At 66.7% G+C, this 17318-nt stretch carries 19 protein-coding genes and 2 tRNA genes; 7 read left to right on the top strand and 14 right to left on the bottom strand.

The window, feature by feature from the left end; translation table 11 throughout:
• Positions 1-8: 8 nt before the first annotated feature.
• Positions 9-1202: a beta-lactamase gene (locus HALDL1_09450; GenBank protein ID AHG03803.1), complete on the bottom strand. Its 1194-nt coding sequence runs from the start codon at positions 1200-1202 to the stop codon at positions 9-11.
• Between the two features lie 247 nt (positions 1203-1449).
• Here HALDL1_09450 and HALDL1_09455 point away from each other — a divergent pair, with 247 nt between their 5' ends.
• The 4 genes from HALDL1_09455 to HALDL1_09470 all read left to right on the top strand — a co-directional run bounded on the left by HALDL1_09455 (position 1450) and on the right by HALDL1_09470 (position 3411).
• Entirely contained in the window at positions 1450-1695 is a 246-nt protein-coding gene (locus tag HALDL1_09455) for a hypothetical protein (protein AHG03804.1), read from the top strand.
• 1 nt (position 1696) lies between these two features.
• Positions 1697-2278, top strand: coding sequence for a hypothetical protein (locus tag HALDL1_09460; GenBank protein AHG03805.1), 582 nt, complete (start codon positions 1697-1699; stop codon positions 2276-2278).
• A gap of 129 nt (positions 2279-2407) precedes the next feature.
• Complete coding sequence (locus tag HALDL1_09465) at positions 2408-2848, top strand: hypothetical protein (protein AHG03806.1); 441 nt, start codon at positions 2408-2410, stop codon at positions 2846-2848.
• 2 nt (positions 2849-2850) lie between these two features.
• On the top strand, positions 2851-3411 hold the full coding sequence (locus HALDL1_09470) for an S-adenosylmethionine-dependent methyltransferase (protein ID AHG03807.1): 561 nt from the start codon (positions 2851-2853) through the stop codon (positions 3409-3411).
• A 50-nt stretch (positions 3412-3461) separates the two neighbouring features.
• On the opposite strand, the gene HALDL1_09475 is transcribed toward HALDL1_09470, so the two are convergent.
• Complete coding sequence (locus HALDL1_09475; protein AHG03808.1) at positions 3462-4064, bottom strand: superoxide dismutase; 603 nt, start codon at positions 4062-4064, stop codon at positions 3462-3464.
• Positions 4065-4211: 147 nt separating this feature from the next.
• Between HALDL1_09475 and HALDL1_09480 the strand changes: the two genes are divergently transcribed.
• Entirely contained in the window at positions 4212-5357 is a 1146-nt protein-coding gene (locus tag HALDL1_09480) for an acyl-CoA dehydrogenase (protein AHG03809.1), read from the top strand.
• Between the two features lie 42 nt (positions 5358-5399).
• Here HALDL1_09480 and HALDL1_09485 read toward each other — a convergent pair whose 3' ends face one another.
• The 7 genes from HALDL1_09485 to HALDL1_09515 all read right to left on the bottom strand — a co-directional run bounded on the left by HALDL1_09485 (position 5400) and on the right by HALDL1_09515 (position 12531).
• Entirely contained in the window at positions 5400-7283 is a 1884-nt protein-coding gene (locus HALDL1_09485; GenBank protein ID AHG05266.1) for a hypothetical protein, read from the bottom strand.
• 94 nt (positions 7284-7377) lie between these two features.
• A complete protein-coding gene (locus HALDL1_09490; GenBank protein ID AHG03810.1) occupies positions 7378-9321 on the bottom strand; it encodes a chromosome segregation protein SMC in 1944 nt (647 codons plus the stop codon).
• Between the two features lie 47 nt (positions 9322-9368).
• The gene (locus HALDL1_09495) at positions 9369-9980 is read right to left on the bottom strand and encodes a hypothetical protein (GenBank protein ID AHG03811.1); all 612 of its coding nucleotides are present in this window, start codon (positions 9978-9980) and stop codon (positions 9369-9371) included.
• Between the two features lie 127 nt (positions 9981-10107).
• Positions 10108-10181: transfer RNA gene (locus tag HALDL1_09500), tRNA-Thr, on the bottom strand.
• Between the two features lie 11 nt (positions 10182-10192).
• Positions 10193-10675, bottom strand: coding sequence for a sporulation protein (locus tag HALDL1_09505; GenBank protein ID AHG03812.1), 483 nt, complete (start codon positions 10673-10675; stop codon positions 10193-10195).
• Positions 10675-11871 carry a phosphoglycerate kinase gene (locus HALDL1_09510; GenBank protein ID AHG03813.1) on the bottom strand — a complete coding sequence of 399 codons (1197 nt, stop codon included), beginning with the start codon at positions 11869-11871 and terminating at the stop codon, positions 10675-10677. The genes HALDL1_09505 and HALDL1_09510 overlap by 1 nt, the downstream gene beginning before the upstream one ends.
• A 102-nt stretch (positions 11872-11973) precedes the next feature.
• Positions 11974-12531, bottom strand: coding sequence for a hypothetical protein (locus tag HALDL1_09515; protein AHG05267.1), 558 nt, complete (start codon positions 12529-12531; stop codon positions 11974-11976).
• A 210-nt stretch (positions 12532-12741) separates the two neighbouring features.
• Here HALDL1_09515 and HALDL1_09520 point away from each other — a divergent pair, with 210 nt between their 5' ends.
• Complete coding sequence (locus HALDL1_09520; protein AHG03814.1) at positions 12742-13431, top strand: uridine/cytidine kinase; 690 nt, start codon at positions 12742-12744, stop codon at positions 13429-13431.
• Here the strand turns inward: HALDL1_09520 and HALDL1_09525 are convergent, their stop codons facing one another.
• From HALDL1_09525 to HALDL1_09535, 3 genes are all read right to left on the bottom strand, one after another.
• On the bottom strand, positions 13432-13755 hold the full coding sequence (locus tag HALDL1_09525) for a hypothetical protein (protein AHG03815.1): 324 nt from the start codon (positions 13753-13755) through the stop codon (positions 13432-13434).
• Between the two features lie 265 nt (positions 13756-14020).
• Positions 14021-14102 (bottom strand) — tRNA-Ser (locus tag HALDL1_09530).
• 56 nt (positions 14103-14158) lie between these two features.
• Positions 14159-14923, bottom strand: coding sequence for a hypothetical protein (locus HALDL1_09535; protein ID AHG03816.1), 765 nt, complete (start codon positions 14921-14923; stop codon positions 14159-14161).
• 122 nt (positions 14924-15045) lie between these two features.
• On the opposite strand from HALDL1_09535, the gene HALDL1_09540 reads away from it, so the two are divergent.
• Positions 15046-15255: a hypothetical protein gene (locus tag HALDL1_09540; GenBank protein AHG05268.1), complete on the top strand. Its 210-nt coding sequence runs from the start codon at positions 15046-15048 to the stop codon at positions 15253-15255.
• Between the two features lie 35 nt (positions 15256-15290).
• Here the strand turns inward: HALDL1_09540 and HALDL1_09545 are convergent, their stop codons facing one another.
• On the bottom strand, positions 15291-15923 hold the full coding sequence (locus HALDL1_09545) for a uracil-DNA glycosylase (GenBank protein ID AHG03817.1): 633 nt from the start codon (positions 15921-15923) through the stop codon (positions 15291-15293).
• A gap of 49 nt (positions 15924-15972) precedes the next feature.
• A complete protein-coding gene (locus HALDL1_09550) occupies positions 15973-17124 on the bottom strand; it encodes a chorismate synthase (GenBank protein AHG03818.1) in 1152 nt (383 codons plus the stop codon).
• Positions 17125-17318 lie beyond the last annotated feature (194 nt).

Here is a 17318-nt window from a genome sequence, read left to right on the forward strand (position 1 = left end):
CGGGGGCTTCAGTCACCCGCGAGAGACTCCTGGCTCGCGGCGCAGTTGTTCGGCCCGAGCTCCAGCGTGAATGCCTCCTCGTCGTCGACCTCGTTCTGGCCGAGGTTCGCCGCGATGATGTCCTCGTAGTTCGCGGGACGCGGTGGCATGTCCGAGAGGACGAGGTCGACGAACGCGTCTTCGTCCATCGTGAGCGCGCCCATCTCCGCGACCAGGTCGCCGATTGGCGCTGTGTAGGTGCCGTCCTCGGCGGGAACGGCCGCGTCGCTGAAGTGAGCGCCGCCGACGAGCGTGTCGTCGGGGAGTGCGAGGACGCGCTCCTGGAGGGACTCGTAGAGCGTGCGTGCGGCCTCGGGGGTGCCGTCGTCGCCTTCCTCGAGGTCCGGGCGGGCGACGCTCTCAACGAACAGTCCGTCGCCGGTGGCGAGCAGGCTGTCGCCGAGGAGGTAGGAGGTCATGCCCGTCGTGTGACCGGGCGTGTAGACCGTCTCGATGGTGGCGTCGCCGACGTGGAAGCTGTCGCCGTCTGCAGTCGTGGTTACGTCCTCTGCGTAGGTGACTCCGCGATCGACGGCCGCTTCGGGAACGATTCCTTCGACGCCCTCGCTTGTGAGTGCTCGGACCCCCGAGATGTGGTCCGCGTGCACGTGCGTGTCGATGGCGTACTTCAGGTCGACGCCGAGGTCGTCGGCGTCGGCGAGGTAGCGGCCGGTGAACGCGCGCAGCGGGTCGACGACTGCGGCCTCGCCACCGTCGTAGAGCAGGTAGCCGAGACAACCCGAGGACGGGCGCTGGTACTGGAGGAGTGTGCCGGGGCCGTCGTAGCGGGTGACCTCGACGGCCTCGTAGATTCGAGCCCAGCCGTTCATGCCGTCTTCGAGGTTGTCGACGTCGTAGCCGCAGGCCTTGAGCGTGCCCGCGACGAACTCGCTGGCGCCCCCCTTCGCGCAGAGCACGGTCACCTCGCGGTCGTCGGGAATCTGCGCGAGGACGGCCTCGTCGACGTCGTCCTCGAGGAACTCGAAGTAGGGCACGTTGATCGAGTCGACGTTCTCGCCGTCGACGTGCCATTCCTCGTACTCCGAGGCCATTCTCGCGTCGAGGAGCGTGACGTCCTCGCCGGCGTCGATGCGGCGCTTCAGCGCCTCGGGGTCGACTGTCTCGACCTCTGCGTCCGGAGTCGGGAAATCTTCGGGGTTCATGTCGTACACCCCTGTCTACTGGACTGACGCACATAAGGATTTGCATAGTAGTTCGAATACAACACAATACCCTTTGGAGCAATTGGTGGATAACGGCGCCCAAACATCCGTTGTGTGCACGTGGCGCCCCTGAACCAATATATAACGGGTTACAGTAGTTTGCGTGAATTACAAGAACCGGCATTCTTTTACACCCACAGTTGGTATTGTGAGTTAGCTCCAATACACAACATCGGGGTGACCCACTATGAGCGAAGAATACGAAATCACGGAGACGCTCGACGTGAAAGGTGCATCGTGTCCCATGCCGGTCGTGAAGACGAAGTCGGCTACCGACGACCTCACGGAGGGCGAGGTGCTCGAGGTGCTGGCGACCGACTCCGGCAGCCTCAGCGATATCGACGGCTGGGCGCAGGGTACCGACGGCGTCGAACTGCTCGACCAGGTCGAGGACGACGACGTCTACAAACACTACGTCGAGAAGACGGCGTAACATGAGTTCGGAAACAGCCACCGAAGACGTCGACAGCGAACCGACGACTGAGGCCGAGCTCCGTGCTCGTGTCGAGGAGCTCGAGGACACGGTAGCTAGCCTCGAGAACGAGGTGGGCGACGACCAGCAGAAGATGACCATCGTCGCCACCCAGGGTTCGTTCGACATGGCCTACCCGCCGCTCATCCTCGCCAGCACGGCCGCCGCGTTCGGCTGGGAGGTCGTCGTGTTCCACACCTTCTGGGGGCTGGACATCCTCCACGAGGAGAAGTCGCGGAACCTGCAGCTCTCGGCCGTCGGCAACCCCAGCATGCCGATGCCGAACGCGCTCGCCGCGCTCCCCGGCATGGACAGGATGGCGACGAAGCTGATGGAGAAGAAGGTCGACGACAACGGCACCGCCACCATCGAGGAACTCGTGGAACTCTCCCTCGAGCAGGGCGTCGACCTCCAGGCGTGCCAGATGACCATCGACCTGATGGACTACGACGAGGACGACTTCTACGACGACGTCACGGTCGGCGTGGGCGCAGCGACGGCTGTCCAGCACATGGCCGACTCCGACGTCCAACTGCTCGTCTGAGGACGACCGCTACCAGTTCGAGTTATTCTGGCGGGTAGGCTCTGAACGAGTCGCCGAATCGCATTTCGGGGCCCTCGGACCGCAACGGACCCGAAAGAGTTTGTCCCGCTAGGCGCAATACTACACACGATGACTGTACCGTTCGACCCGTCACAGATAGAGCCTGACGACATCGGCGAGGAAGAGACGACTCTCGAGATGAGCCACGAGGACGCAATCGAGCACACCCGCGAGGTGTTCGAGGACGCGGGGTTCGGCGTGCTCGTCGAGTTCTCACCCTCCGAGGTGCTCAACGAGAAGGTGGGCGCGGACCGGGACCCCTACTACGTGCTCGGCGCGTGCAATCCGGAGATGGCCGACCGTGCACTAGACGTGACGGATCAGCGCATCGGCGCGCTGTTCCCGTGCAACGTGGTCGTCTGGGAGGAGGAACCCGGCCTCCAGCGCGTCTACCACGTCTCCATCATGCGCATCGCGCGCCTGGTTGGGATGGCGCCGGACAGCGAGGAGATGGCCGACATCGTCGCCGACACCGGCGAACTCGTCGACGAGGCGTTCGAGAACCTCTGACGATGGGGCACCACACGTTCGACGCCTCCCGGGCCGACAAGCTGGAACAGCCCGCGGATCGGTACCGGTTTCTCTCCGTGGAGGAACTGCTGTGGGCACTCGACCTCTCCCCCGAGGACACCGTCGCCGACCTCGGGAGCGGCACGGGGTTCTACACCGACGACGTGGCACCCCACGCCGGCGACGTGTACGCCGTCGACGTCCAGTCGGCGATGCACGACTACTACCGCGAGAAGGGTGTCCCGGAGAACGTCGACCTCGTCACGACCGACGTCGACGACCTCCCGTTCGCAGACGGGTCGGTCGACGCCGCGTTCTCCACGATGACGTACCACGAGTTCGCCAGCGAGGCCGCGATCGCAGAGATCCGACGCGTGCTCGGCGACGGCGGCCGCCTCGTCGTGGTGGATTGGGCGGCAACCGGAACCGGCGAGAGCGGACCGCCGACTGACGAGCGCTATACCGCAGCGGAGGCGGCCGATGCGCTGGGAGTCGCCGGGTTCGAGGTGGACCACCAGGCCGTGCGTCCGGAGACGTTCCTGCTGGTCGCGACGGTCGAGTGAGTGTTTAGCATTCGGGGACGGGTTGAGCTGGTCGAAGCGACGCGGGACCGCTACTCGAAGCGGTCGACGGCCTGCTCGTAGCGGGCCGACGGCTCCTCCCAGTCGACGACCTCGAAGAAGGCGTCGACGAAGTCGCCGCGAGCGGGACCGTAGTCGTAGTAGTAGGAGTGCTCCCAGACGTCCAGCGCCAGGATGGGGTGGCTACCCCAGAGCGCGCCCTGGTCGTGTTTGTCCACGACGACGTTCCGGAGCTGCTCGGAGTGGCTGTCGTAGACGAGGAGTGCCCAGCCGCCGGCGGCCGAGGCTGCAGCCTCGACCTCGCCCTTCCAGCCCTCGTAGGAGCCGAAGTCCGCCTCGATGCGGTCGCGGAGGTCGCCCCCGGGTTCGTCGCCGCCTTCCGGACTCATCGACTGCCAGAACAGCGTGTGGAGGACGTGCCCGGAGCCGTTGTGGGTGACGTTCCGGATGGCACCAGCCGAGTCCGAGAAGTCCTTGGACTCGCGGTTGGCTTCGAGCGTCTCCTCGGCGCTGTTCCAGCCGCTGACGTAGCCCTGGTGGTGGGTGTCGTGGTGCCACGTGAGCACCTGTTCGCTGATGTGGGGTTCGAGCGCGTCGTAGTCGTACGGGAGCGGCGGCAGTTCGTAGTTCGACATGCAGACGACACGAGACCCCGTCGCCCCTTGGTGGTTTCCGGAAACCGGCTTCAGTTGCACTGCTGATAGTTCGTCGGTGGCGGGAACTGCCCGGACATTGTCGGCGGTTTACGAGTACTTTTGTCCCGCTGTACGGTAGAACGACACATGGACTTCGGACTCACCGACGAGCAACGAGCCATCCAGGACGAGGTGCGTCGATTCGCCGAGAACGAGATACTTCCCGTCGCCAGCGAGTACGACGAGGCCGAGAAGTACCCGTGGGACGTGATGGAGAAGGCAGCGGAGGCGGGACTCACCGGGCCGGGCATCCCGCTGGAGTACGGCGGCGCGGGCTACTCGCCAGTCGAGACGGCCATCATCGTCGAGGAACTGTTCGCTGCCGACGCTGGTATCGGCCTCTCCGTCTCCAGCGCCGGCTTCGGCGCCGAGGCGATCATCGCGTTCGGCACCGAGGACCAGAAGGAGCGGTTCCTCGAACCCATCGCGGCGGGCGACGCCATCATGGGGTCGGCCATCAGCGAACCTGACGTGGGCTCCGACGTCTCCAGCGTCTCGACGCGCGCGGAGAAGGACGGCGACGAGTACGTCATCAACGGCAACAAGATGTGGATCACGAACGGGTCCGTCGGGGACTTCTTCGTCGTGCTCTGCCAGACCGACCCCGAGGCCAGCGGCCGGTACAACGGCTTCAGCCAGATCGTCGTGGAGTCCGACCGCGACGGCTTCGAGGCCGAGAAGATCACGGGCAAACTGGGCATCCGCGCTTCCGACACCGCCGAACTCCTCCTCGACGACGTCCGCGTCCCCGAGGAGAACCTGATCGGCACCGAGGGCGGCGGTTTCCTCCAGCAGATGCAGTTCTTCGACGAGACGCGCACGATGGTCGCCGCCCAGGGCGTCGGCATCGCCCGCGGCGCCACCGAGCGCGCCCTCGAGTACGCCAAGGAGCGCGAGCAGTTCGGCCGCCCAATCTCGGACTTCCAGGCCATCAAGCACAAACTCGCGGAGATGCGCACGCAGACCGAGGCCGCCCGCACCATCACCCAGAAGTCCGCCTGGAGCGTGGAGAACAAGGACGAGCAGCTCACGGCGCTCGCGTCGATGGCCAAGGAGTTCGCCTCCCGCGTCGCCGTCGAGGCGGCCGACGAGGCCGTCCAGATCCACGGCGGCGCCGGCTACGTCAACGACTTCGACGTCGAGCGGTTCTACCGCGACGCCAAGATCACCCAGATCTACGAGGGTACCACGGAGATTCAGAAGAACATCATCGCCCGCGAGTTGCTGGAGTGAGGCGCGGAAGAACCAGTAGTACCAGTTCCCGCTGAACGCCGCTCACCCCGACTCGTCGGGGTCGAGCGAGAAGTGGTACTGCTTATCTCGTCGTTCCGTGACTGTCAGCTGGTCGACTCGCGTTCCATCCACCGAGAGCGTCGTCTCGAACGGGTCGCCGTCCCGAGCGGCCGACGCGTCGAGGGTGAGCCGAGAGGCCCTGGCCACGTCCTCGCGGTCGAAGAACAGTTCGGCTTCCCCGTCCTGGCCACCGAACCAGCGCTTCCCACCACTCGAAGACCCTCCGTACACTCCAACGCCGATGTACGGGTAGAGCAGTTTTTCACCCATGTCGATTCGCTTCTCGTACCCTGTACTCGGGTTAGAGAGTTCGAGGTAGTCTACGTAGAGTGCGAGGTCCCGAGCGAAGCGCGGGTCCGCCTCCGAGTTCAACTCCGTCTCCGCTACGGTGTGGTCGAAGGAGAACACCACATCGGCGTACGCGTCGAGGTTCAGGTACACGCCGTCTCCCTCGGCGAACTCCTCCTCGAGAATCTCCATGTACGTCGTCCCGTACTCCTCGCTGGGCTCCACGTTCGTGTACTCGTGGCCCTCGTTGAACGACGTGACCAGTACAGCGTTCAGGTCCGGGTCGACGAGGTCCAGGACGCTGTTGCACCACGACCGGAACGACGACGGCGAGCGTTCCATCACCGGATTGTCGCTGTCGCCGTTCCACTCCGTCTTGTCGAACCCGGGCATGATGCCCGGGATGAAGTCGACGTCCGTGTCCGCGGTCGCGAACCGCCAGTCCCGGTACTCTGCCAACGAGTACTCCGGAACGCGCTCGTTGACGTTCTCGACTGGTTCGTAGAACCCCGTGTAGTTGGAGACGGCGTCGAACGCGAACATGTGGTCGGCCTTCCCCGGTTCTCGAACCTCGAGCGGCATGTCGGCGACGACGTAGAGCTCCTCGCCGATTGCGTCGGCTGCCGCGTCGAACGCTCCCCGGATGTCGCCGATGAACCCGCCCGCGACGTACATGTAGACGACGGGCTTGTCGTCGATTCGCAGGTAGTTGTCGTGGCCGAAATACTCGTCGGCGAGATACTCCACGTCCTCGACGAACTGCTCGCGGTTGGCCTCGTCGTCGAAGTCCACGTTCCAGCCCGGGTCCTGCTCGAGACGGTTCGTCGTCTCGTAGAGGATGGAGACCTGTACGTCACCCAGGGCGTCGGCTGGAAGCACGTGGTCGACGAACGTCTCGTTCGAGTAGCTGTCCGGGCCCCACCAGCTGAGGCTCAGCCAATTCACTCCGAACTGCCGGCACCACTCGAGGTGCTGTTCGATGACCGCGGGGTCCTGGGCGTCGTACTCGCCGAGGGTCGGCTTCCCGGGGTAGCCCGCGTCCCAGTGGTCGCCGTTCCCCCACCACCCGTAGTAGTGCACACCCACGAGACGGTCGTCACCGACCGGCGCCGAGGGTTCCCCGACGTACCGCGTCTCCTGTCGTTCGGTCGCTGACGCCTCGTTGCTGTCGGTAGCTGTCACGACGACCTCGTACTCGCTGCCACCCATCACGTCGAGGGAGGCCTCGAACGACACGGTGCTGGGACCGTCGAACCGTTCGGTCGTAGATGCGTCCCCAGTAGCGACCGCCACAGCTTCGACGCCAGCCTCCGCGGACACGCTCCCGGTCACTGTGAGCGTTCGTTTCTCGGTCGTCTGTGGGTCGTCGTACTCGACCACCAGGTCCGCCACGGACGGCGGCACCTGGGTTGTCTCGGTCGTCTCGGTTCTCTCGCTGGTCTCGATTCCCCCGGTCGTCGTGCCAGTAGTGGTCGTCGACTCGGAGCCGCTCGACTGACACCCGCTGGTGGCCGTAATCAGTGTGGAGCCGGCGAGAGCGAGAAACTCGCGTCGAGGGCTGGAGGTCCCGTCGCTCATTCATGTCAGTCTGCTTCGAGGGTCGACTTAAAACTGTCTCACGCGAGCGTTCCCTGAGGTTCGCTCGTCAGCGGACCGCTCTCGTTCGTGTCGACTAGATTTCTGTGACGCGGTTGTCCACGTTCTCGACTGCCTCGGCGTCCTCCGGGAGCAGCGCCGCAACGAGGAAGTCGGTGTACGCCGCGACGTAGTCGACCAGCGCGGCGATGCGGTCGGCGTCGATGGCCTCCAGTGAGTCCAGCAGGAGGAACGGCACGTCCTCGTAGACGTCGTGGACGAGGTAGCCCGCGAGCGCGAACACCAGCCCCGTCACCTCGCGCTCGCTCTCGGAGAGGTGGGCGACAGTGTCCTCGTAGGCCGTTCCGTCGGCCGAACGGACCACGTGGAGGTCGAACTCGGCGTCCTCGGCTGCGCTCCGGCGGTCTCGGCTGGCCGTCGTGCGCTCGATCCAGATGCGTTCGACGTTGTCGTAGTCCAACATCTCGAGGACCGTCGCCATGTGGCCGTTGAACGCCTCGACGGCCTCGCTCTCCACCTGGTCGACGCGGTCCCGGAGGTCGGCGAGTTCCGAGACGATCTCCGCGCGGCGCTCCTCCAGGGCCTCCCGTTCGGAGAGGCGGTCGTCGAGGTCCGCGACGGTCTCCCTGACGTCCGCGAGGTCGGCGTCCACGCGGTCGAGTTCGGCCTCCAGTTCGTTGACCCGCTTCGCGCGGTCCACCGCCGTCTCGTGGCCGCCCGCGTCCTCGACTGCGGCTTCCAGTTCCTCGACATCGACTGCGAGTTCGTCTCGCTCGGCTTCGAGGCCCGACACGCGTGACTCGCGCTCCGCTATCTCCGACTCGACGGCGTCGAGTGCGGCCTCGACCTCCGCGCGTCGCTCCCGGACGTCGGCCGCCTCGCGCTTGCGCTCGGTGAGTGATTCGAGTTCAGCCGTGAAATCGTCCTTCCGCGCGCGCTTCCGGTCCCGGAGGTCCCGCAGGCGCTCGACGGTCGCCTCGATGCGCGAGCGCTCTACCTCCGTCCCGCACGTCCAGCAGACGTCGGTCCCCTCTTCCGCGACCAACGCGTCCGTCAGCGTCCCGCCGTCCGAGCGCTGCCCGCGGTTGCCCTCGGCGGCGCCGACCTCCTCTGCTATCTCTTCGTGAACGCCCTCCCCGTCGGCCAGCATCTCCTCGTTGAACCGCACGATTGCCTGGAGGTCTCCGACCTCGGCCTCCAGTTCGTCGCGCCGCCCGCGCAGTTCGCCGATGCGGGCATCGATGGTCTCCCCCTCGACGTCCATGGTGGGCAACGACTCTCGCTCCTCTCGGAGCTCCGCACGCTGCTCCTGCAGCGATTCGAGGCTCTCGCGCTCGGTCCGGAGCTTGAACCGGACGTCCTCGAGGTCCGACCGGGTCGCCTTCAGGTCGGCCAGCGCCTCGGACTCCTCACCCTCGGGCGCCTCCACGTCAGCGAGCTCGTCACGCGCGACGGACAGCTCCTCACGTCGGTCCTCGCGTTCGGCTTCCAGTTCGGCGACGCGCTGGCGGCGGTTCTCCAGTCGGGCGGCGACGTCGTCGAGGGTCGCAAGTTCGTCGTCGACCTCTCGTTTCTCGGTCTCCAGCCGGCCGATCTGCCGGCGGAGTTCGGCGGTGTCCACGGGTCGGACGACGATTTCGCGGAGGTCGTCCCCGCGCTCGACGGCGCGCCGCGCCTCGTTGTCCTCGAGGAGGAACGCGAAGAGGTCGGCGAGTTCGGAGTCCCCGAGCAGCGGGTCGCCCCCGAACGCGACGGTCCCGTCGACGCGGCCGAGCGTGCGCTCGTAGCGCTCGTCGGCCAGTTCGAGGCTCACGCTTCCCTTCTCGGCATCTCCTTTGAGGGTCGCGCGGTCGCTCCCGACGACGGCCATCACGGCCTGGAGGAAGGAGGTCCTGTTCGTCGCGTTCCGGCCCGCGAGGACGTTCACGCCGGGGGCGAGCGTGACGTCCGTTTCGTCGATACCGCCGACGTTGCGCGCGTGTAGATGTGCCGCGGACTGCCGCGCGGCCGACTCGTCCATGACTCTCCGTAGCTCACGGTCAGATATAGTTCTTCATCTTGGCGGACTCACTGGTCGCAGTCGCAGCCGCCCCGGTCGAGCAGCTCGGCGGCGTCGTAGTCCGCCCCGCAGTCCTGACAGAACACGCGAACGTTCACCAGGACGTCGGTGTCGCCGACGTCGATGCGTCCGGTGTTCGCCGACCGCTCGACGGCATCCGCCGTGACGGACGCCGCGCGTGACTGCAGGCGCCGCAGCGTCTCCACGTCCCGCTGTAGCTGGTCGCCGTCGTCTTTCCGCTCTGCGCCGCGGTACTCCCGGAGGTACGTGTGCACCGCCTGGTGGGAGACGAAGTCCTCGCGAAGCGCCTCGACGTCCACGCCCTCCCGGGACAGTTCGAGGCGCTTCTGCGTGCGCACGCCCTCGCTGACGTCGTCGCCCGTCAACACCTCGTAGGTCGCCGCGACGTCCTGTTCGACCGGGTTAGCACCCACGTCGGCGAGCGCCGTCGCGAGCAGGCGGCGGTTGAATTCGTCGGCGAGCGCCCGGAGACTCGTCCGCTCGTCGCCAGTCCCCGTCCACCGGCGTTCGAGCTCCTCGCCCGCGCCCGACAGGTCGTACTCGTCGATGAGGCGGCCGACCTTGCAGCGCGTCGGGTCGCGGGTCTCCGGGCCTGTCATCGACTGTACCGTGGGAACGGTGGAGGAAAAGCGTCGCGGTGTGAGGGAGGGGGGAGGCGCAGACCTCACGGCTCGCAGCGCTCGCCGTTCGAGTTATCGGAGACTCTCCTCGCGGTCGAGTCTCCCAAGCCAAGGGTGCGATTTGAACGCACGGATTCTCGATTACAAATCGAGTGCTTGAACCACCCAAGCTCCCTTGGCGCAGTTCCGGCTTAGTCGGGGTCCTTTGTGTGCGTATCGCTTTCGGCCGGTCGTTCTAAGGTGACACGGTTGGGGTCGTACCCCCGGCGCTCGTACAGTCGGCGGGCGCCCTCGTTGTCCCACAGCGCCTCGACGGCGAGCACGTCGGCATCCCGCTCGCGCAGTTGGGCTTCCGCGTGGTCGAGTAGCGCGCTCCCGACTCCGCTGTCCCGCGCGTCCGGGACCACATAGAGGTTGTCGACGACGCCCCGCGTCACGTCCGTCTCGTACAGTCCGGTCTCGACGTGGAACATCACGAAGCCGACCCGCAGTCCATCCCGCCGCGCCACGCCCACGCCGCCGGTGTGGACGTACTGCGCGATGAGTTCCTGCGCTTGCTCGCGATTCTCTTCCGCGAGGAGGTGCGAGCCGTGGTCGTGCTGTTCGGCGGCGAGCGCCACCCACTGGTCGGCCACGGCCGGGACGTCGCCGCCCGTCGCGGCCGTCACGTCCATCAGCGCAGCGCCTCCACTGCCGCCAGCGGTTCGCCCGTGAGCATGCGGAGGGCAGCGCCGCCGCCGGTGCTGATGTGGTCGAACCCGGAGAGACTGAACTTGCGGATGGCGGCCGCGGTGTCGCCGCCCCCGACGATGGTGTACTCGGCCCGCGTGGCTGCCTCGTAGAGACCGCGCGTCCCCTTGGCGAACAGTTCGTCCTCGAAGACGCCGGCGGGACCGTTGAGGATGGCGGTGCCGGTCTCGGCGAGCACGTCCGCGTACGCCTCGATGGTGTCGCTCCCGAGGTCCATCACGGCCTCGTCGTCGCGGGGCGGGAGTTCGGAGACGGGGAGTTCGCAGCGCTCGCCGTCGCGCGCGACGGCCACGTCGACGGGTAGCTGGATGCTCTCGCTGTAGGATTCGAGCAGTTCCTCCGCTCGCTCGATCTCCGTCTCGTAGCCCCGGTCGTGGATGAGTTCCGTGCTCCGGCGCCCGACGTCGACGCCGTCGGCTGCGAGGAAGATGTTGGCGACGACGCCAGTGCACAGGACGTTCTCCGCGAGGCCGTTCTCCAGGGAGTGCTCGGCGACCGCCACCGAGTCCGGCACCTTGGCGCCGCCGACGACGTACGTTCGCGGGGTCGGCGTCTCCTCGATGGCGCCGAGTACGTCGAGTTCCTCTTCCATCACGCGACCCGCGTACGAGTCGAGCAGTTCGGGGAAGCCGACGAGCGACGGCTGGGAGCGGTGTGAGGCCGCGAACGCGTCGTTGACGTAGGCGTCGAGAGCCGAGGAGAGCCGGGAGACGAGGAACGTCTCCGCTGCGCGCGCCGGGTCGAACTCCATGTACTCCTCGCTGTAGAAGCGCGTGTTCTCCAGCAGCACCGCCTCGCCACCGTCGAGCGCCTCGATGGCCTCCCGCGCCTCGGCGCTGAACGTCGCGTCGCAGTAGCCGACGTCGTGGTCGAGAAGGTCGTCGAGGCGGTCGGCGTGCGATTCGAGGCGCGCGAACTCGTCACCGCCGGGGCGGCCCTGGTGGGCGAGCACCGCGACCCGCGCGCCGGCGTCGAGCAGTTCGGCCAGCGTGTCGACGTGGGCCCGCAAGCGAGCGTCGTCGGCCAGCGAGTCGTCCTCCGCGAGCGGACTGTTGATGTCGACCCGTACACCGACCGCAGCGTCGGCCGCCGGGAGGTCGTCGAGGGTCCGTATCGCCATGTACGAAAAGGGAGCCTAGCGGCCTGTATATGCGTTACTGTCTCCGAGGTCGTGAGGGTAGAACTAACGAACGGTAGCAGTCAACTAAACCGGCCGGGCGGCTCAGACGGAGCGACACTCGATGCAGAGGAGCTGGCCGTTGACCGAGACGAGTTCGCCCGTGAGCCCCCCACAGCTCTCGCAGACGCCCTGCTCCGCGTAGTCGGTCTGTGCCTCGGTGAAGTCCTCGCGGGCCGACCCGTCGCCGAACTCGCTACCGGAGTCCTCGCCGGCGGTCGCGCTCACGGCCTCGGGTGGCTGTTCGCGAGCGGGCCCCACCACGGTTGGCGCGATGTCCCGGGCCTCGACGATGCCGCGGACGCCGTCCCCGTCGGTCACGAGCACCCGGGGGTTGCCGGTCCGCCCCATCGCGTTCGCGGCGTCCGCGACGACGGCGTCCGGGGGGAGCGATTCGGGCGTGTCTCGCATGACGTCCGATACGGTGGTGTCGGCGAAGCGTGCGTCGTCGAGGAGCAGGTCGAGGATGGCCTCGGTTGTCACGAGACCGACTGATTCGTTGCCGCGCAGCACCACGGCGCTCGTGGTGTTCTCGGCCCGCATCAGTTCGACCGCGTCGAGCAGCGCGTCGGATTCGCTCACGCCGACGAACTCGTGGGACATCACGTCCCTGAGAGCTAGTTGGGGCATGTCAACAACTAACACGTATCTGCGCTAAAAATGTGTTCCCGTAACGCGTATCACCACTTCGCCCCTACGTTCACGGCCTGCGGCAGCGGGGGGAACGCGGTAGACGAGGACTGCCAGGACCGCCGACACGTCCACCGTGGCGAAACGCTGCATTCAACACGATTCGCCCCCGTGCGTGTAGCAATGACCATCCCGTCGTTCGTCGTCGGCATCGCAGGGGGGACCGGTGCGGGGAAGACGACGGTGGCCCACGAGGTGACGGAGAACGTCGGGGAGGCAGTCACGCTCATCCCTCTCGACAACTACTACGAGGACCTCAGCCACATGGCCTTCGAGGAACGAGCGGACGTCAACTACGACCACCCGTCCGCGTTCGAGTGGGAACTCCTCCGCGAGCACCTCGACGCCCTCCTCTCCGGGCAGTCCGTCGAGATGCCCCAGTACAGCTTCGAAGAACACCTCCGCGAGGACGAGCGCGTCACCGTCGAACCCACCGACGTCATCGTCCTCGAGGGCATCCTCTCGCTCTACGACGAGCAGGTCAACGAGATGCTCGACCTCCACATCTACGTCGAGACGGACGCCGACGTCCGCATCCTCCGGCGCATCGAGCGCGACGTCGTCGACCGCGGTCGCGGCCTGGAGGGCGTCATGGAGCAGTACCTCTCGACGGTGAAGCCGATGCACGAGCAGTTCATCGAACCGACGAAGAAGGACGCCGACATCATCATCCCGGAGGGCGCCAACTCCGTCGCGGTGAACCTCCTCGAGGAGAAGGTACAGGCCGAGAGTTCGGAGATGGCCGCGTGGGCCGCCCGCGAGGACGGCGAGCGCTACGCCGACAGCAGTCAGCCAGTCGGCGACACGAAGTAGCTACGCGCTCGGGTGGTACTCCAGGAAGTCGCCCGCCCGGAGCGCCCCGCCGACCCTCTTGTGGAAGTCGACCTTCGTCTCGAACTCGTCGACCTCCACGTACTCGAAGATGTCCGCGACGGAGACGACGAGTTTGTGGTTCAGTCGCACCGGCCAGTCGCCGTACTCCTCGACGAACGCCGCCGCGTCCAGCGGGAAGTCCTCGTGCTCGTCGGTCATCTTCGAGAGCACTGCGAGCCCGTAGTTGCGGCCACCCTCGCTACCCTTCTCCCCGTCCGGGTCGTGAATCCAGTTCCGCCCCGAGGGGTCTTCCATCTCTGCCATACACGGACGGTTCCGCGCTGGCCCCAAAACCGTTTCTCAATAGCGCTCACTGGACAGGCGGAAACTCCGCGTCCAACTGACCAAACGACAAGGGGAGCATTCGCGGGCCGAGCGGTTCGCAGAACCCGAGGCCCAGCGATTCACCGCGCGAACGGAGTGAGCGCAGGCCGACGAACGAACGGAGCGTTAGCGAAGTGAGTGAGGAGTGCTTTTAGCGTAGCTTTTGCGAGCGCGAGCCGGTGTCTCGCGCGCTGGAAAAGGTACACGGTGAGGATGGGATTCGAACCCATGAGGCTGACGCCACCGGTTTTCAAGACCGGCGCATTAGGCCGCTCTGCCACCTCACCACGCGGACAGGCGTACGAACGGTGGACGGTTGAAACTGTCGTTGTCCGGCGGTCGGCTACTCGCGGACGAGCGTCGGGTCGCCGTCTTCGGCGACGACGCGGAGGCCGAGTTCGTCGACACGGGCCGCCGTGTGGGCGGGAACGAGACGGCCTGCGGCGCGGCGCGCGCTGAGTTCTGCGACGAGCGAGCGCAGGTCGTCGCCGGTGCGGACCCGAATCGACCGCGGGAGGAAGTCGACGTCGTGGCCGGCGTCGAGCGCGCGGGCGGTCAGGCTCTCGACCTGTGGAACGTCGTAGGCGCCGGTGAAGTCGATCGGGGAGGTGAACCCAGCGAAGTAGACGTCGCCGTCCGCAGCGGGACCGAGGACGACCGGACTGCGTCGGAGTTTCATCGCGGCGCTGTCGACGTCCTTCCGGAGGAACAGCGGCGCGTCGGGTTCGACCGCAGCGGCGGAGGTGACGCCCTCGCGTTCGAGCAGGTGGGAGACGGTGTTTCCCACGCGAGCGGCCTTCGAGGAGCCGACCTGTACCTCGACGCGCGCGTCCTCCCGCTGCTCGTCGTCGAGGACTGCATCGACGAGCGCGCGGACTTCTGCCTCCGCGTCGGCGTCCGTGGGGACGTGCTCGTCTGGGATATCGTCGTCCGACCGGTAGTTCACGAGCAATTCGCCGCCGCTCTCGACGGCCGCGAGGAACGCGTCGGCGGCCATCGCCTCGTACAGCGACGTCGCTTCGGGGGCGGTGAGCGGCGACGTCCCGGGGAACTTCGGGAGGACGAGTCCCTCCCGCGGCGGGTCGATCGTGACGGCGACGACGGTCATACGTGCTTCTGGGTTCCCGGGTGGCTTGAACGCGGTGATACCGGTCCAGCAGAGCCAAAGTAGACCGCCGACTGCGTCGTGCCCAAACCGACTAAGTCCGAGTACCCGAAACAAAGCAGTCGATGAACGCTCGGAAGGCCCTGACTGGGCTCGCACTGGCCTCGATTCTTGTCGCAGCGGTCGGCGTTGTCGCCTCCCTGGCGGCGGCGCTCGGGCTGCTCTCGAACGCCGCGACGCTCGCGTTCCTCGTCGTCGCCGTCATCCTGGTCGTCGGCGCGGGCGTCCTGGGAACCGGGGGTCCGAAGCACACGAGAACGCCGTACTGGCGGTAGAACCCGTCGCCTTCCGTGGTCGCAGTGGTGGCTGACTACCGTCCGCGCCGCCCTTTCGTCTGCCGGTAGTCCGTCCCCAGAAGGTCGAGGAAGAACTCGATGTAGGCCTCCGTCTGGTCGTCGGTCTGGTCGGCGGGGTGGACCATCGGCGCGAGTTCGAACCCGCGCCCGCGGATGGTCGTTGCGTGGCACTCCTCGACGTCGAACGACTCGGCCGGCTTCGTGGTGTGGTCGCGGGCGAGTTCGGTGAGTGCGCGCTGGCCGACGGGTACCAGTATCTCCGGGTTGATCATCCGCACGTCGGCGTTGAGGTACGGCTCGCAGGTCGTCACCTCGGTGTCGGTCGGCCCGCGGTCCGGGTGCCGGCAGCGCGTGAGGTACGCGAGGTAGGCGTTGTCGAGTTCCGGGTCCTCGCTCGACGGGAGGGAGTTGTTCAGCCCGACGCTCCCGAGGATGTGCTGGAATTTCTCGCCCACCTCGTCGCCAGTGAACGGAACACCGGTGCGCTCGGCGCCCGCGCTCGGCATCTCGCCGACGAAGACGAAGTCCGCGCCCACGTCCCCGTAGCCGTGGACGACGCGCTCGCGGACGTCACAGAGTTCCGGACAGTTCCGGCACTCCTCGTCCATCCCGTAGGGGTTCTGCTGGCCGCGCTGGTGGGCGTCCATCTGTCCGGTACTCGGGGCGCCTCGCAAAAAGCCGCTTCGCTCGAACTCGCTACTCGTTGCGCGGACTGCTCGGGTGGTAGTCGGTGTCGTACTCGCCGGGCTGGCCGTCGAGGCGGTCCGGGTTGATGCGGCCCCCGAGCAGCATGAAGTCCAGAATCGTCAGGTTGAGCATCGCCTCCACGACCGGGACGCCGCGGGGCGGCAGCACGGGGTCGTGGCGCCCGATGACCTGCTCAGTCTTCTCCTCGCCGGTCTCCCAGTCGACCGTCTGCTGCTCCTTGGGAATCGACGTGGGCGCGTGGAGCGTCACCTCGCCGTAGATGGGTTCGCCGGTCGTGATGCCGCCCTGCAGGCCGCCGTGGTCGTTCTCCACGGGGACGGGGTCACCGTCCTCGCTGAACTCCCAGTCGTCGTTCCGGTCCTTCCCGGTCCGCTCGCGGGCCTCGCGGCCGAGACCGAACTCGAAGGCCGTCGTCGCTGGGACGGAGAGCATCGCCTGTCCGAGTCGGGCCGTCACGCTGTCGAAGCGCGGGGCGCCGAGGCCGCGCGGCACACCCTGAACCTCGAAGTAGATCGACCCCCCGATGGAGTCGCCCTCTGCCTGGTACTCCTCAATGAGCTCCTGCATCTCCTGGGCCGTCTCCGGGTGCGCGCAGCGGACGTCGTTGTCCTCGGTGTGTTCGAGCATCTCCTCGAAGGACACTTCGGGCGCTTCGATGTCCCCGATCTGGTTGACGTGGGCCTTCACCTGCACGCCCTCCTTCTCGAGGATCTCTTTGGCGATAGCGCCCGCGGCGACCCAGTTCACCGTCTCGCGCGCCGAAGAGCGGCCGCCGCCACCCCAGTTCCGGGTGCCGAATTTCGCGGAGTACGTGAAGTCGCCGTGGCTCGGCCGCGGGGCCGTGACGAACGGCTCGTACTTCCCGGACTCGGCGTCCTTGTTCTGGATGGTCATCCCGATGGGCGTCCCCGTCGTGTAGCCGTCCTGGATGCCGGAGTTGATGGTCACCTCATCGGGTTCGCCCCGCGAGGTGGTGATCATCGACTGGCCGGGCTTCCGGCGGTCGAGTTCGCGCTGGATCGTCTCCTCGTCGAGTTCGAGTCCCGCGGGACAGCCCGAGACAACGACGCCCATGCCCCGACCGTGGCTCTCCCCGTAGGTCGTGACCTGGAACAGTCGCCCGAAGCGATTACCGTTCATTGTGGGAGGATACGGCGGGAGGGATTTAGTGCTTGCAGTACGCGCAACGGGTGCCGGTCAGTGGGCGGCCCAGCGAACCACCGACAGCCTGGGCAATCTGGTGACTAACTGGGGTGTTTCTATCGATATCTGGCTAGTACAATGAAGGCAGATGATTGCCAATTCGTTTCAAAACCCACCCAACTGCCCCCAAC

It is taken from the genome of Halobacterium sp. DL1 (assembly GCA_000230955.3).
Classification (GTDB): Archaea; Halobacteriota; Halobacteria; order Halobacteriales; family Halobacteriaceae; genus Halobacterium.